This window comes from Faecalibacter bovis, from assembly GCF_017948305.1.
Lineage (GTDB): Bacteria > Bacteroidota > Bacteroidia > Flavobacteriales > Weeksellaceae > Empedobacter > Empedobacter bovis.
In genome coordinates this window covers 1869146-1885409 of the sequence record NZ_CP072842.1, presented here as the reverse complement: position 1 = coordinate 1885409, position 16264 = coordinate 1869146, and the positions used below count along the sequence as shown (strand labels likewise).

The 16264-nt window shown below is 31.7% G+C and carries 12 protein-coding genes and 1 pseudogene; 4 read left to right on the top strand and 9 right to left on the bottom strand.

The annotated features are described in order from the left end of the window. Window positions 1-5 precede the first annotated feature (5 nt). Together J9309_RS09035 and J9309_RS09030 are read right to left on the bottom strand one after the other, a co-directional pair. A pseudogene (locus J9309_RS09035) lies at window positions 6-1124 on the bottom strand (serine hydrolase domain-containing protein); the annotation flags it as partial. 17 nt (window positions 1125-1141) lie between these two features. Further along, a complete protein-coding gene (locus tag J9309_RS09030; RefSeq protein WP_230475561.1) occupies window positions 1142-2908 on the bottom strand; it encodes a glycoside hydrolase family 3 protein in 1767 nt (588 codons plus the stop codon). A gap of 84 nt (window positions 2909-2992) precedes the next feature. On the opposite strand from J9309_RS09030, the gene J9309_RS09025 reads away from it, so the two are divergent. Beyond that, a complete protein-coding gene (locus J9309_RS09025; RefSeq protein WP_230475560.1) occupies window positions 2993-4066 on the top strand; it encodes a TerC family protein in 1074 nt (357 codons plus the stop codon). A gap of 55 nt (window positions 4067-4121) precedes the next feature. On the opposite strand, the gene J9309_RS09020 is transcribed toward J9309_RS09025, so the two are convergent. From J9309_RS09020 to mtaB, 4 genes are all read right to left on the bottom strand, one after another. Continuing rightward, the gene (locus J9309_RS09020) at window positions 4122-4721 is read right to left on the bottom strand and encodes a porin family protein (RefSeq protein WP_230475559.1); all 600 of its coding nucleotides are present in this window, start codon (window positions 4719-4721) and stop codon (window positions 4122-4124) included. A 101-nt stretch (window positions 4722-4822) separates the two neighbouring features. After that, complete coding sequence (locus J9309_RS09015; RefSeq protein ID WP_230475558.1) at window positions 4823-5332, bottom strand: DUF4136 domain-containing protein; 510 nt, start codon at window positions 5330-5332, stop codon at window positions 4823-4825. 90 nt (window positions 5333-5422) lie between these two features. Beyond that, window positions 5423-6061: a porin family protein gene (locus tag J9309_RS09010; protein WP_230475557.1), complete on the bottom strand. Its 639-nt coding sequence runs from the start codon at window positions 6059-6061 to the stop codon at window positions 5423-5425. 19 nt (window positions 6062-6080) lie between these two features. Then, window positions 6081-7415: a tRNA (N(6)-L-threonylcarbamoyladenosine(37)-C(2))-methylthiotransferase MtaB gene (mtaB, locus tag J9309_RS09005; protein ID WP_230475556.1), complete on the bottom strand. Its 1335-nt coding sequence runs from the start codon at window positions 7413-7415 to the stop codon at window positions 6081-6083. A 68-nt stretch (window positions 7416-7483) separates the two neighbouring features. Here mtaB and J9309_RS09000 point away from each other — a divergent pair, with 68 nt between their 5' ends. From J9309_RS09000 to J9309_RS08990, 3 genes are all read left to right on the top strand, one after another. Then, complete coding sequence (locus J9309_RS09000) at window positions 7484-9070, top strand: ABC transporter substrate-binding protein (protein WP_230475555.1); 1587 nt, start codon at window positions 7484-7486, stop codon at window positions 9068-9070. A gap of 232 nt (window positions 9071-9302) precedes the next feature. Next, window positions 9303-10883 (top strand): FMN-binding glutamate synthase family protein, encoded by a 1581-nt coding sequence (locus J9309_RS08995; protein ID WP_230475554.1) that lies wholly within the window; start codon window positions 9303-9305, stop codon window positions 10881-10883. 77 nt (window positions 10884-10960) lie between these two features. Then, window positions 10961-11296 carry a hypothetical protein gene (locus J9309_RS08990; RefSeq protein WP_230475553.1) on the top strand — a complete coding sequence of 112 codons (336 nt, stop codon included), beginning with the start codon at window positions 10961-10963 and terminating at the stop codon, window positions 11294-11296. Between the two features lie 24 nt (window positions 11297-11320). On the opposite strand, the gene J9309_RS08985 is transcribed toward J9309_RS08990, so the two are convergent. The 3 genes from J9309_RS08985 to J9309_RS08975 form a co-directional block, all read right to left on the bottom strand. After that, a complete protein-coding gene (locus J9309_RS08985; protein WP_230475552.1) occupies window positions 11321-12061 on the bottom strand; it encodes a hypothetical protein in 741 nt (246 codons plus the stop codon). A 106-nt stretch (window positions 12062-12167) separates the two neighbouring features. Beyond that, a complete protein-coding gene (gene odhB / locus J9309_RS08980; protein WP_230477861.1) occupies window positions 12168-13412 on the bottom strand; it encodes a 2-oxoglutarate dehydrogenase complex dihydrolipoyllysine-residue succinyltransferase in 1245 nt (414 codons plus the stop codon). 13 nt (window positions 13413-13425) lie between these two features. After that, complete coding sequence (locus J9309_RS08975; RefSeq protein ID WP_230475551.1) at window positions 13426-16206, bottom strand: 2-oxoglutarate dehydrogenase E1 component; 2781 nt, start codon at window positions 16204-16206, stop codon at window positions 13426-13428. Window positions 16207-16264: the final 58 nt, after the last annotated feature.

Genomic DNA, 16264 nt, shown 5'->3' with positions numbered 1-16264 from the left:
CAAATTTAAGGTAAAATTGAATCATAAATCGCTTGAAGAATATTTTCTCTCACTTTTTTTGAAGAAAGTAAGTTATTTTCCTCGCTAACATTGACACGATTACTTAAAAAAACATAAACTAAATTATATTTAGGATCGACCCAAACCATTGTTCCTGTGAAACCAAAATGTCCATACGCATCTGCAGATGCACCTTTTATTGTTTTAACCAAGGTTTTGTCGAAACCAGCACCACGATTAGAATTTGGATATTGTTTACTTGTAAATTGATCTACTATTTCTGGTTTTATAAATTGTACGCCACCATACGAACCACGGTTCAGATACATTTGCATCATTTTTGCCATGTCCATCGCATTAGAAAATAATCCGGCATGACCTGCAATTCCACCCATCATAGCCGCACCTTGATCGTGAACAAATCCATGCACTAATTGATTTCTGTACGTTTTATCGTATGCAGTTGGAACAATAAATTCTAGATCAAAAACTTCTTTTGGATTATAAGTTGTGCGATACATTCCCAAAGGGCGATAGAATTTTTCTTGTAAAATATTGTTGTAATTTTTCTGATAATCTTTTTCTATTTTCTTTTGAAAAATATAATATCCTAAATCAGAATATTCATACGTTTTTTTACCTAAAGGAGATTTGGCAATATCTTCGAAAATAGAATCTTTAATGGAAGAAAGTATGTAAATATTGTCAGTTACTTTTATGCTATGTTCTTCGTTTTGTTTTCTGGAATAGAAATCCAAATATAAACGAGCATTTTTTACATTAACTGTTTCTTTGTAAAAGCCAATCCATGGTGCTAAACCTGATTGATGAGCTAGTACTTCTTTTACTTTAAGATTGTTTTTATTGGTGTTTTTTAGATCTGGATCTAATTCACCCAACGATTGATCGAAGTTCATTTTACCAACCTCAAATTCCTTCATAATTAAAGGAATTGAAGCGGTAATTTTTGTAACTGAAGCGACATCGTATAAATGATCCCAATCCAGTTTATTTTTATTTTTGATGTCTTGCGTTCCAAAAACCTTATCATAAATAACTTTTCCATCCTTTGCAACCACAATTTGCATTCCGGGTGTATAGTTTTTATTTACAGCATCTTGAGCTAAATCATCAACTTTATTTAATTTTTTTTTTCAACACCAACGTTAGCTGGTTCATCAAATCCTAAACGTTGAATCGCTTGTGTTTTTACTTGATCTCCGTATTTGATCTTTTCATTAACGGTAACTGGAAGTTTTCCTTTTGCTGGAATTGCACCGAAAATAATTTGTGGAGCAATTTGTTTTGTTTGATCTGTATTTTGATAGTTAACGACCACACCATCTATCGAACTTAAATCCAAATCCTTTAAACCATATGGACTTGTAAATAAGGTTAAAATAGATTTCTTATCAGCTGGAGTTGATTTTAAAATCGCTTTAGATGTAGCTGATAATTTATAAGATTTGTAAACCGTTTCATTTGATAAGAAAGCTCCATATATCACATAATCAAATTCATTTAACTTATTAATTTGTGAAGCATTATCAATTTTAACCAATTTTACATCAGCATATTTCTTTAAATGATCATGAAAAATTTTATAATCAGTTTGTTCCAGCGGAACGAAAGCTATTTTAGCCGTAACATCTGTAATTGGCAAAACATTATTTGAATTTTTTGTTACAGTTGTAGCTTCTTCATAAATTTTATATGTTAATGCTGAATTTTGTTCAGAATTTAAATCTTCAAAAACATTATTGGCATGTAATGGTTGAAAATTATTCAATCCAACTAAATATTTAGCCATTAAAATTTTCTTTACACTTTCAGCTAAACGATTTTCTGAAATTTCACCTTTTTCAATTGCAGCAATAATCTTTTGCTTACCTACTTTTACTCCTTGAGAAAACAATAACATATCATTTCCAGCTAAAAAAGCCTTGTAATCAACATCGCCAGGCGCAAACATTTTTGCCACACCATCCATGTTTAATGCATCAGTAATCACAATCCCTTTAAAATTTAAATCGCCTTTTAAATAATCTGTGACAATTTTTTTAGATAAAGTTGAAGGAATTTTAGGATCAGGTTCTAATGCAGGAACATTTAAATGCGCAACCATTACGGCTTGCACGCCATTATTAATCAATTCACGAAATGGAGCAACGTGATATTTTTCTAAATCTGATTTATTTGCCGAAATTAATGGTAAAGTTTTATGCGAGTCTTGATCTGTATCGCCATGACCAGGAAAATGTTTTGCAGATGCTAAAACTTTCATCGATTGTTGCCCACGCATAAATGCTGAACCTTTTAACCCGACATTTTTAGCATCTGATCCATACGAACGATTACCAATAATTGGATTATTTGGATTTACATTAACATCTACAGTTGGTGCAAAATTAAAATGAATTCCCATTCGGTTAGCTTGTTTCCCAATTTGCACTCCGGCTTGATAAACTAAATCTTCTTTTTCTAAAGCACCCATAGTCATATTCCACGGGAAACGTTCAACACCTTTTAATCGCATCGCTAAACCCCATTCCCCATCAACACCAATAATTAATGGAATCTTTGAAGTAGATTGATAACGGTTTGTTAGATCAATTTGTTTTACCGCTTGATCTTGCATGAAAATTAATCCTCCGATTTTCTCTTCTTGGATTAATTTTAAAATTTCTTCTTCATGCGCTGCATCTCGATTAGAATATGCTGCAACGATGAATAATTGCCCCACTTTTTCGTCTAAAGAAAGTGAATTATATTTTTCATCTACCCATTTCATCTGTAAAGAATCAACATATAGTGGTGATTCTGTCAGATTTATCGCATTGTATTCTTGCGCATAAGAGGAAGAAAAAAAGGAAAAGGAAGTTATTATTGCGATTAAGTATTTTTTCATCAATCTTTATTTAACTTTGTGTTTTATTTCGTTTGATTATTTTATTCGAAATTATAGTTTCAAATTTAATTAAAATTTTAAAATATGTCATTATTGGCTGTTGTACAAGACAACATGTTAAATCATCCATGGTTAATTGCGGGATTTGGTGTCGCGGTAATTATTATGCTTTTATTGGATTTAGGTGTTTTCAATAAAAATTCTCATGCTGTTTCAAACAAGGAAGCACTTTCTTGGAGTATCGTATGGATTTCATTAGCAATGATTTTTAGTGGTGTTATCTATTTTGTATTCAAACAAGCAGATGGACACGCTTTTGCAATGGAAAAATTCTCACAATTCCAGGCTGCGTATTGGATTGAAAAAGCTCTTTCTGTTGATAATTTATTTGTATTTATTCTTGTTTTCGGATTTTTCAAAATTCCGAAAGAATATCAACACAAAGTATTATTCTGGGGAATTTTAGGAGCATTAGCATTTAGAGCAATATTTATTTTCGCAGGTGTAGAATTAATTAAAATGACTTATTTACCAGCTTTTGAAATTGGTGATTTTAAATTCATTTTAGATAATGATACTGCAGAACATGCTAATTTAGCCGCGAAAGAATACTTTAGACCAAATGTGGTATTGACAATTTTTGGTATTTTCTTAATCTTTGCAGGTATTAAATCATGGTCGTCTAACGACGATGAAGATCAAGATTTATCTAAAAACTTTGGTGTAAGATTGGTTCATAAATTTTATAAAGTTTCTCCGAATTTTGATAAAGATAAATTCTTTACAGTACAAAATGGTGTTAAGATGGCAACTCCATTATTTGTAGCGTTAGCAGTAATCGAGATTACAGATTTAGTATTTGCGGTAGATAGTATCCCTGCTATTTTCGCAATTGCTCCGAATGATCCATTTATTCTTTATTCATCTAATATCTTTGCGATTTTAGGTTTACGATCATTGTATTTCCTATTAGCTAACTCGATGGATAAATTTAATAAACTACATTATGGTTTGGCTATTATTTTAACTTTTATTGGTATTAAAATGATAATTATGCCTTTCTATCATTTTGAGTCAACTGTCTCTTTAAGTGTAATTGGTGGAGTATTATTAACGACGATAATTTGGTCATTAATCTCAAACAAAAAAGAAGCTTAAAACATTATACAATTAAAAAATCCCACGAATGTGGGATTTTTTTTTATTTAGATTTTTAATTGATATAATACGTTAAAGCTGCTGATAAAAACGATGTTCTATTAGAATCGTTATCCCACCTATCGTAACCATACGTATCAATTAATCCCACTCCGTAACGAACATTTAGTTCAAATTTACGTTGATAAGAATAACCAACACCTACGTTAGCAGCCAAATCAAAGGACTTTAAAATATTATTTGATGCTTCAGGTCCCAGCGGATCAATATTATCAGAAATTACGAATCCAACTTGTGGCCCTGCTTCTAAAAAGAAATCACTTCCTTGATCATCAAAATAGAATTTATACATAATTGGAATATTGACGTAATCTACAAATGCTTTGTATTTATTCCCCGCTCTATCTACTGAAAATTCACCTTGATTTGTATATAAAACTTCGGCTTGTAAATAATGATCTTCTGTATTAGAAGATAGCTGATATTTACCTACAACACCTGCTAATAATCCGATTCTTTCTTTTGAAATTCCGTGTACTACTGTTGTATTACTTAATCCAGCACCAGCTTTTACACCAAATTGAAATTGTGAAAATGCAATTGAAGAAATAGATAAAAAAGCCAAACTAAGGAGTTTAGATTGTAATTTTTTCATAAGTAAGTTTATAATTGTTTATATAAAAATAGAAATAAAATCCATAAAAAAACCCTTTTTACAAAAGGGTTTCAAATAGTTAAGCTTTTTATATTAAAAAATTATTTTGCTAAAGGAGGAAATTTTGATAAGATTTCATTAATTGCTTGTGGAATTTTATCATTTTTAGCAGAAATGTTGGAAATATTTAAATCAGATCCTACACCTTGCCAAACTAAAATATTCTTTTTATCATCTATGATATCAATGATGATTTTACCAGCTGTATAATCAGAAACTGATGGATAACCACCCCAATATCCATATCCGTAAATATCATTATCAACACGTACTTCTTGAGTTGAACTTGCTAATATATTAACAACCAAATCGGCACCACTAGTAACTTTCGTAAAACCTTTGGTTGCCATTTCTTTATCAATAGAAGATATGATTCTGTTTTTATCTAAATCATTAATACTTAATTTATCAATTCCTTTTTGATGATATGAATAGGTTTTATAAGTATTGAAGTTAGCCGTTCTATCATAATCCGTTGCAACGTTAACTGCGTTACAACTTGCTAATAAAATAAAACTAAATAATGCTACAAATAATGAGATATTTTTCATGTTAAATTGTTTTCTAAATCATCTTAAATTTAATATCCTTTTTCTAAATAAAAAAACCTGATTTTAAAAAAATCAGGTTTAATTTATTATTTAGTAATAACGTGGATTGAAATCTAATAAATATGTTAGTGATAATGAAATTAATGATGTTCTATTAAAATCATTGTCTCTGTATTTAAAATCCCATGAATCAACTAATCCCCAGCTATATCTTAAATTTAACTCAAGTCTACGTTGATAAGAGTATCCAACACCTCCATTAATTGCTATATCGAACTTGTTTAAAACATTATTATCCGATCCCAACCAAGGCATATTTGGATTTGGCGAAGGGTATTGATCAACCACATCGTTAATTACAAACTGAACTTGTGGACCAAACTCAATGAAGAAATCATTATCCGTATCAGATAAATAGTGTTGATACATCACCGGAATTGTTAAGTAATTTACATTTACTTTATAAGGTCCGTTTTCCTCACCAATTGTACTATACAATAACTCCGCCTGAATATAGTTACGGAAATTTCTGTAGTATCCCATTTCTAACTGGTATTTAGCTAAGAAACCACCTTGAATAGCAATACGTGATTGTGAATCTGGATTAATATTTTTATAATTTGATAATCCAGCTCCAATTTTAGCTCCTAATTGTAATTGAGCTAAAGCGGGTAATGATAAGAAAATACTTGCTATTACAAGTAAAAACTTAACTTTTAATGTCTTCATGTATAAGTTTTAATAGAGTTTATGATAAAATAGGTTCTTTAACTTTTATTTCTACGTTACCATTGTGATTAATACGTACAAGTTCTACATATTGCGTTTGATTAACTAATGATAAATCAAAATCTGTTTGCACTTTGACATAGTTTTCAGTGAAACCAAACATTTTTCCTTCTTTATTATCATGTTCCCATAATACTTTCTGCGTAGATCCTAATTGAGTTTGATAGAAAGCCTGGCGTTTTTTCTCAGATAAAATGCGTAACATTTTATTGCGACGTTTACGTTCTGCTGGTTCTACAACACCTTCAAAATCGATTGCTTCTGTATTATCACGTTCAGAATATGTAAATACGTGTAAATAACTAATCGGTAATTTATTTAAAAAATTATATGTTTCTAAAAATAACTCTTCTGTTTCTCCAGGGAAACCGACAATTACATCAACCCCAATACAAGCGTTTGGTAATACTTCTCTAATTTTAGCTACACGATCTTCGTATAAATTAGATAAATAACGACGTTTCATCTTTTTTAGTATATCGTCGCTACCAGATTGTAAGGGGATATGAAAGTGAGGAACAAATCTTTCACTTTTTGAAACAAAATCAATTGTTTCATTTTTCAATAAATTTGGTTCAATCGATGAAATACGAATACGATCAATATTTTCCACTTTATCCAATTCCTGAACTAATTCTAAGAAGGTATGTTCGTGTTTTTTATTCCCGAATTCGCCTTTACCGTAATCACCAATATTTACACCAGTCAATACAATTTCCTTTATCCCTTTTTCAGCAATTTCTCTAGCATTTTTCAACACATTTTCCATAGTATCAGAACGAGAAATTCCACGAGCTAATGGTATTGTACAGTAAGTACATTTATAATCACAACCATCTTGCACCTTTAAAAAAGCACGTGTACGATCTCCGATAGAGTAAGATCCTACATAAAAATCTGCTTCTTCAATTTCACAAGAATGGATAATAGCTTCTTCTTGTTTATTTAAGTTCTCTAAGTATTGAGCAACATTAAATTTTTCTGCTGCACCCAAAACTAAATCAACACCTTCCATTTGTGCGATTTCTTCAGGTTTTAATTGTGCATAACAACCAACAACAACTACAAATCCATCTGGATTTGCTTTTAATGCATTCTTTACAATCGTTCTACATTCTCTATCTGCATTTGCTGTTACCGAACATGTATTAATTACATACACATTCGCTGGATCTGTAAATTCAACCTTCTGATATCCATGATCTTTTAAGTTTCTTGCAATCGTAGATGTTTCAGAAAAATTTAATTTACATCCTAACGTATGGAATGCAACTGTTTTTGTTTGATTAATCATAACTGCAAATTTATACATTTGCAATAAATAATGCATAGTTTTGAACTATAAAAAATTTAACATTAACCATGATTAAACACTTAGGTTACATTTTAATAACAATTTGTTTTTTTAGTTGTCATAAACAATCTGAAATAGATTCTTCTAAAGTATTTAAACTAAATAGATACGATAATATCTCTTCATTAGATCCTATTAATGCAAGAACACAGGCAAATAACTGGGCTTGTAACTTGATGTATAATAGCTTAGTTAAAATAAATAACAATTTAGAAATCGAGCCTGATATTGCGAAAAGTTGGACAATTTCTGAAGATGGTAAAACCTATACTTTTACTTTAAACAACAATATTTTTTTTCATAAACATCCGATTTTCGGTAAAGATTCTACAAGAAATGTAGTTGCTGAAGATTTTGTTTATTCTTTTGATCGATTAAATGATCCAAAAGCTGGCGGATCTGGTGGATGGATTATGAACAATATTGTAGATTATAAAGCTTTAAATGATACTATACTTCAGATTAATTTAAAAGAAGCATTTCCTCCATTTTTAGGTTTAATATCGATGAAATACGCATCTGTTGTACCGCATGAATTATTTAAGAATGGAAATGATGAGTTCTTAAAACATCCTATTGGAACAGGTCCATTTCAGTTCAAAATTTGGGAAGACAATGTAAAAATGGTTTTACGCAAAAATCCTTTATATTTCGAATTTGATGAAAAAGGGACACGTTTACCCTATCTGGAAGCAGTTAACATCACATTTTTACCAGAGAAAAATTCTGAATTTTTAGAATTAATTAAAGGTAATATTGATATGATGGCAGATTTAGATCCATCTTATAAAGATGAAATTTTAAATCCATTAGGTGAGTTAAGTGAAAAATACCGCGAAAATATTACGCTTTTAAAAGCTCCTTATTTAAGCACAGTTTATTTATGTTTTTATTTAGATCATCCAAATGCTATTGATCCCAAATTACGCGAAGCTTTAAATTATGGAGTTGATAAAAATAAGATCATTAAATATATGATGAAAGGAATGGCTTTCCCAGCTGATGGTGGATTCATTCCTAAAGGTTTACCAGGCTATTCAGCAAAATCTGGTTATAACTATAACCCACAAAAAGCGCGTGAATTAATCAATAGCTATAAAAAAGAAAACAAAACAATAAAACCAATAGAATTAACAACAGTACAAGAATATGTAGACATTTGCGAATACATTTCAGCAGAAATGGCCAAACTTGGTTTACCAATTCAAGTAAATGTTGTTCCAGGTCCGACGATGCGAGATGGAAAATCGACAGGAAAATTCGCTTTATTCCGTGCAAATTGGGGAGCTGATTATCCAGATGCTGAAAATTTCTTATCCTTATATTACTCTAAAAACTTTGCACCAGAAGGTCCAAATTACTCACACTATAAAAATGAAGCGTTCGATAAATTGTACGAACAATCCTATTTATTAAACAATATGGATGAACGAGCTAAAATTTACGCAGAAATGGATGCATTAATGATGAAATCATCTCCTATTCTACCTTTATTCTACGATCAAACAGCTGTTTTTTTGAATAAAAAAGTTAAAGGTTTTCAGATGAGTCCAATCAAAATTCTTGATTTGACAAGAGTTTATAAAGAAAAGTAGCATCAAAAAATAAACTAAAATCTTATAAATAATTTAATAACTAAGATTATCCTTTTAATATAATTTCCAAAATACAACAATTGATTAGCAAATATTCAAAATCAAATGCATTAAATCAACCATATTAATCAGTTATTTTTATAAAAAATGAGAATTTCATAATTCTGAATACCATTTTTTAGATATATTTGAACTTTAATTTGAACTATTATTTATATTTAAGTAAACACTTATGAAAGTCAGACAAGGTTTTGTAATTATTTCTATAGTACTTGTTCTAGCTATTTTAGGAATTTCTTTATTCTGGACTGGTATACTTTGGTCATTAATTATTGTAGCTCCCTTAATTATCATCGGAATCTATGATATGACTCAAAAAAAACACGCAATACGTCGTAACTATCCTGTTATCGGAAATTTCCGTTACATGTTAGAAAGTATTCGACCAGAAATCATGCAATATTTCGTAGAAACAGATACTGAAGGTAAACCTATTGATCGTTTAATGCGTTCTATGGTATACAGACGTGCAAAAAACGTTATTGATACTGTTCCTTTTGGTACACAACTAGATGTATACGAATCTGGATACGAATGGTTAAACCACTCGATGTATGCAGGAAAAATTAAACACGCTGATGATCCTCGTGTAAAAATTGGTGGAGATGAATGTAAACAACCTTATTTAGCAAGTTTATTAAACATTTCGGCTATGTCATTTGGATCATTAAGTGAAAATGCTGTTTTAGCAATGAACAAAGGTGCTAAATTAGGAAACTTCGCTCACAACACAGGTGAAGGAGGAATTTCTCCTTATCACTTAGAACCAGGTGGAGATTTAATTTGGCAAATTGGTACTGGATATTTTGGATGTCGTGCAAGCGATGGAGGATTTGATCCTGATAAATATGTAGAACGTGCTACATTACCAAATGTAAAAATGATTGAATTAAAAATTTCTCAAGGGGCAAAACCTGGTCATGGAGGAATTTTACCAGCAAATAAAAACACACCAGAAATTGCAGCAATTCGTGCAGTAGAACCTTACACAACAGTAGATTCTCCTCCATCACACTCTGCTTTCTCTGATGCCGAAGGAATGTTACATTTCATCAAACAATTAAGAGATTTATCAGGTGGTAAACCAGTTGGTTTCAAGATTTGTATTGGTATTAAAGAAGAATTCGTAGAAATTTGTGAAGCAATCATCAAAACTGGTATTAAACCAGATTTCATCGCAATTGATGGTGGTGAAGGTGGAACTGGAGCTGCTCCAGTAGAATTCTCGAACTCTTTAGGTATGCCTTTATTAGATGGATTAGCTTTCGCTGTTGATACTTTAAGAGGTTACGATTTAAAGAAAGATATTCGTGTTATTGCTTCTGGAAAAATTATTTCTTCTTTCCACATTGCTCGTGTTATGGCAATTGGTGCAGATTTAGTTTACTCTGCTCGTGCAATGATGATGGCCGTTGGTTGTATCCAAGCTTTACAATGTAACACAAATACATGTCCGGTTGGCGTTGCTACACAAGACCGCGATTTAATGAAAGGATTAGATGTACAAGATAAAGCTACACGTATGTACAATTTCCACAAGAAAACTATGCATATTTTATCTGAATTAATTTCGGCTACTGGTGTTAAATCACACCGAGATTTTAATCGTACACACGTCAATTTACGTGTTGACAATACGCGTGTAATGTCTTATGATCAATTATATCCAATTGTTGAAGTTGGGTCTTATTTAGGACGTACAAAAGAAGATATTATGCAAGAAATTAAATCTAAATTTGCTTTAGCAAGATAATTTAAGATTATATTTATATAAAAAAGCGACTTGATTTTCAAGTCGCTTTTTTATTATTTTAGTTTTGAAATTAAATCATGAGAAATATTTTCGATTACACCTTTTATCGCACTGCTAAAAGACATTTTAAAAGAGATGGTGTTGATGCTTTTACTGCCAGATTAACTCTATCATTTATTTTATCTTTATATTCTATTCCTTTTATTCTTATTTTATCTGATTTAATTAAAATTGAATCCAACATACCAATAGATATAATTCTATATTTTATTGGCTTTATTGTTATTCAATACTTTTTAAAGAAAAACTATAAAGGAAAATACTTAAAATTGAGAGAAAAATGGGTTAGAGAATCTAAAATGGAAAAATTTATCGGTGAAATATATATCATTCTATTTTTTTATCTCCTTTAGCTTTCTTGTTTTTGTGCCAGGAATTTATTTCAATTCAATAACTACAATTCCATCCTTTGCAGAAGATCCATATAAAACTAATGCTTTTTCATCTTTGTAAATTGTAATGGATTTAACTTGATTCGCATTTAATTGATTCGCTTCAGCAAAAGTGATTTGCTTTTGATTTAAAACTATTTTTGGTTGATTTAGCGTTCCTTTTTTTAGATAAATATCTTCGCCATTCATTAATTTTTCTAACTGTGTAAAAAAATCTGATTTCACTTTTATAGGCTGATTAATGAAAATATTATAAGTGTAATTTCCAGACGGAAGAAAATCAAGAAAATATTCAAAATCATCATTCGTTTTTATTCTTACACGCTTAAATAATTCGTCCAATTGATGATTGGATTGATATTCCTTTTCTTGTATTGATTTATCGCTTAAAAACGTTATAACTTTATAAGGCGCTTTATCTAATTTAAGTCCTTCATCATTTAAAATATCAATATTTTCTAATTCTTTCGAATCAAATTTACTATCATAAAAATAACTCTGATTCGTGTCTAAGTTTTTAATTTCTCGTGTAAAAAATACTGAATCATTAACAACAGTGATCTTTTCGTTTGCAGATAAAATTTCAATTTTAATAAATTTATTTTGTCCTTTATCCTCCTTCTCTTTAATTGTTTTTTCTATCGATTTTTTATCAATTTTTAATTGCGCTTTAGAAGGTATCGCAGCAAAAGTTAGTAATAGTATTAATTGATATATCTTATTCATTTTAATTTCAAATTGATTAACTCAACTAATATAATGACTAAAAACAAAAAAGCCGTTCTTACGAACGGCTTTTAATTTATGGATAGTTATAATTTTTTACTTCAAATTATAATTCTAATGCTTTACGAGCATCACCTCCCATTAAAACATTTAATGGATCTTCGATACCTTCTTTAACTGCAACTAAGAATCCAACAGATTCACGTCCGTCAATGATACGGTGATCGTAAGATAAAGCGATGTACATCATAGGAGCGATAACAACTTGACCGTTTTTAGCGATTGGACGCTCAACGATATTGTGCATTCCTAAAATACCTGATTGAGGTGGGTTGATGATTGGAGTAGACATCATCGATCCAAATACACCACCATTAGTGATTGTAAATGTACCTCCTGTCATTTCATCAACTGTAATTTTACCATCACGTACTTTGATTGCTAAATCTTTAATAGATTGTTCAACACCACGGAAAGTTAAGTTCTCAGCATTACGAACTACTGGTACCATTAAACCTTTTGGTCCTGATACAGCAACTGAAATATCAGAGTAGTCGAATTTAACTTGGTAATCACCATCGATCATAGAGTTAACGTCTGGGAATAACTCTAATGCACGAGTAACAGCTTTAGTGAAGAAAGACATAAATCCTAATCCAACACCGTGTTTCGCTTTAAATTCGTCTTTGTATTCGTTACGTAAAGCAAAGATAGCAGACATGTCAACTTCGTTGAAAGTAGTTAACATAGCAGTTTCATTCTTAACAGAAACTAAACGCTCAGCGATTTTACGACGTAAAGAAGATAATTTTTTCTCAGAAGAAGCACGAGAACCAGAAACTGGAGCTTGTCCCATAGCTGGAGTATGACGAACTGCATCTTCTTTAGTGATACGACCGTCACGACCTGTACCAGCAACTTGAGCAGCGCTAATTCCTTTTTCATCTAAAACTTTCTTAGCAGCTGGAGATGGAGTTCCTGTAGCGTAAGTTGGAGCCGGAGCAGCTGGTGCAGCAGGAGCTGGAGCAGCTTTAACTTCTTCTTTAACTTCTTCTTTAACTTCAGCTTTTGGAGCTTCAGCAGCTGGTGCAGCAGCACCTTCTGGTTTAGCAGCAGCAGTATCGATGTGACAAACAACTTGTCCTACCTCTACAACGTCACCTTCCTCAGCTTTTAAGTAGATAATACCTGCTTCCTCAGCTGGTAATTCTAATGTTGCTTTATCTGAATCAACTTCAGCAATTGCTTGATCTTTCTCTACGTAATCACCATCTTTAACTAACCAAGTAGCGATTTCTACTTCCGTGATAGACTCCCCTGGTGAAGGGACTTTCATTTCTAACATATCTATTAGCTTTATTTTTTTATTTAAATACTTTATTAATTACCTCTTCGTAAATAGCAGCCCAACGCTTGCTAGATCCTGGTGCTGTTGCAGCAGATTCTTTAGGAGAAACTACGTCAAATGGAAGTTTACGGTATCTACGTAAAATGTAACCCCACGCTCCCATATTTTCTGGTTCTTCTTGAGCCCAAATTAACTCAGCATCACCATATTTCGCTACAATTTCCTCAATGCGTCCTTCTTGGATTGGGTATAATTGCTCTAAACGTACAATTGCTGTAGTTGTATCTCCTAATTCTTCACGTTTCTTAGCTAATTCGTAGTAAATTTTACCAGAACAGAAAACTAATTTCTTAGCGTTTTTAGGATCTACAAATGTATCTTCGATAATTTCTTCGAAAGTTCCAGTTGTGAAATCTTCTAATTTAGAAACCGCTTGTGGATGACGTAATAATGATTTTGGAGACATTACTACTAAAGGTTTACGATAATCTGTAACAACTTGTCTTCTTAAAGCGTGGAAGAAGTTAGCTGGAGTTGTAATATTTGCAACAATCATGTTATTATCAGCTGTTTGCTGTAAGAAACGCTCTAAACGTGCAGAAGAGTGTTCAGCACCTTGACCTTCGTAACCATGAGGTAATAACATTACTAATCCGTTTTGTAATCTCCATTTATCTTCTGCAGCAGAGATATATTGGTCGATCATAATTTGCGCTCCATTTGTAAAGTCACCAAATTGTGCTTCCCAAATAGTTAATGCATTTGGATTTGCCATTGCGTATCCATAATCGAAACCTAATACTCCGTACTCAGATAATAATGAGTTGTACACTCTGAATTTCCCTTGATCTTCAGAAATTTCATTTAATAAAATTACTTTCTCTTCTGTATCTTCAGTTTTAATTACCGCGTGACGGTGAGAGAAAGTACCACGTTGTACATCTTCACCAGATAAACGGATATCACGACCATCTTTTAAGATTGATCCGAAAGCTAAAGCTTCTCCTAATCCCCAATCAATTTTATCTTCTTCGATCATTTTTGCACGTCCTTCAACTAAACGAACAATTTTACGAATGAATTTTTTATCTCCAGGAATTGTAGAAATTGTTTTAGCAATCTCTTTTAATGCGTCAGCATCGTATGCTGTATTTGCTTTTTCAAAAACTTTGTCACCTTCAGCAATTTCATACCCTTCCCATACCTCTGGCATGAAAGGAAATAATCTATTACGTTCAATTTCTTTAGAAGCTGTAAAGTTTTCTTCTAATAAAGCTTTGAATTCTTCTTCTTTTTGTTTTACAATATCTTCACCAACTGCACCTTCTTTTAATAATTTATCTAAATAAATTTGACGAGGATTTGGGTGTTTAGCGATTGCATCGTATAATTTTGGTTGAGTAAATTTAGGCTCATCACCTTCGTTGTGTCCATATTTACGGTAACCTAATAAATCGATGAAAACATCTTGTCCGAATTGTGCACGATAATCTGCAGCAAAACGGAATGCGTGTACTACTGCCTCAGCATCATCCGCGTTAACGTGTAACACTGGAGATAAAGTTACTTTAGCAATATCTGTACAATATGTTGACGAACGAGAATCTAAATAGTTCGTTGTGAAACCAATTTGGTTATTTACTACAACGTGAACTGTACCTCCTGTTTTGTATCCTTCTAATGACATCATCTGTAAGACTTCGTAAACAATTCCTTGTCCAGCTACAGCCGCATCACCATGAATTAAAACAGGTAAGATTTTAGAGTAATCTTCGTTATAATCTTTTTCAGCTTTCGCACGTGTAATACCTTCAACAACTGCATCAACAGTTTCTAAGTGAGAAGGGTTTGGTGCTAAGTTAATTTTAATATCTTTTCCGTTTAAAGCTTGGATTGTATTAGTAGAACCCATGTGATATTTAACATCACCAGCTACTAAATCTGTATCAAAAGCTTTTCCTTCGAACTCTGAGAAGATTTGAGAGTAAGATTTTCCAAAGATATTTGTTAATACGTTAAGACGTCCACGATGAGCCATACCAACTACAACCTCTTGAACACCTAAATCAGATGAACGGTTAATTAAAGTATCTAATCCTGGGATTAAAGACTCGTTCCCTTCAACAGAAAAACGTTTTTGTCCTACGTATTTTGTATTTAAGAAATTTTCAAACGCAGTTGCTTGATTTAACTTAAATAAAATTCTTTCTTTATCCTCTTTTGATAATTTTGGGTGGTTTAAGTTTTGGTTTAACCAATTTTGAATCCACTCAATCTTTTGAGGTTCTCTAACGTACATGTATTCAACTCCAATTGAATCACAGTACATTTCTTCTAAATGGTTTACAATTTCTTTTAAAGTAATTGCTCCACCAATACCTAAAATTTCACCTGCAGTGAAAGTTTGATTCAAATCAGCTTGAGATAAACCGAAGTTTTCTAATGCTAATGTTGGTTCCCACTTTCTACGCTCTCTAACAGGGTTAGTTTTTGTGAATAAGTGCCCACGTGTACGGTAAGCATTAATCAAATTAATAACCTTAAATTCCTTCTGAACTGAGTCAGGAACTTGAGCTGAAACTGCTGGGTTTACCACTTGTTGAGCAACCTTAGTCTCTCTTGCAGGAGCTGTTGCTACAAACAATGGCTCTCCATCATAAGTCGCGTTTGCGAAATCATACCCTTGGAAAAATGCTTTCCAACTAGGCTCTACACTATCCGGATATTGGATATACTGGTCATATAAGTCGCCGATAAACTCAATATGAGCGGCGTTCAAAAACGAAAAACGATCCATAAATTTTACTCTCTATGAGATTTAGCTACAAAAATAAACTATTTAAGTTTTTAAAAAA

Coding starts and splice junctions, on each gene's coding strand:
- J9309_RS09030 (WP_230475561.1), bottom strand. CDS start 2,908: ATGAAAAAATACTTAATCGCAATAATAACTTCCTTTTCCTTTTTTTCT.
- J9309_RS09025 (WP_230475560.1), top strand. CDS start 2,993: ATGTCATTATTGGCTGTTGTACAAGACAACATGTTAAATCATCCATGG.
- J9309_RS09020 (WP_230475559.1), bottom strand. CDS start 4,721: ATGAAAAAATTACAATCTAAACTCCTTAGTTTGGCTTTTTTATCTATT.
- J9309_RS09015 (WP_230475558.1), bottom strand. CDS start 5,332: ATGAAAAATATCTCATTATTTGTAGCATTATTTAGTTTTATTTTATTA.
- J9309_RS09010 (WP_230475557.1), bottom strand. CDS start 6,061: ATGAAGACATTAAAAGTTAAGTTTTTACTTGTAATAGCAAGTATTTTC.
- mtaB (WP_230475556.1), bottom strand. CDS start 7,415: ATGATTAATCAAACAAAAACAGTTGCATTCCATACGTTAGGATGTAAA.
- J9309_RS09000 (WP_230475555.1), top strand. CDS start 7,484: ATGATTAAACACTTAGGTTACATTTTAATAACAATTTGTTTTTTTAGT.
- J9309_RS08995 (WP_230475554.1), top strand. CDS start 9,303: ATGAAAGTCAGACAAGGTTTTGTAATTATTTCTATAGTACTTGTTCTA.
- J9309_RS08990 (WP_230475553.1), top strand. CDS start 10,961: ATGAGAAATATTTTCGATTACACCTTTTATCGCACTGCTAAAAGACAT.
- J9309_RS08985 (WP_230475552.1), bottom strand. CDS start 12,061: ATGAATAAGATATATCAATTAATACTATTACTAACTTTTGCTGCGATA.
- J9309_RS08975 (WP_230475551.1), bottom strand. CDS start 16,206: ATGGATCGTTTTTCGTTTTTGAACGCCGCTCATATTGAGTTTATCGGC.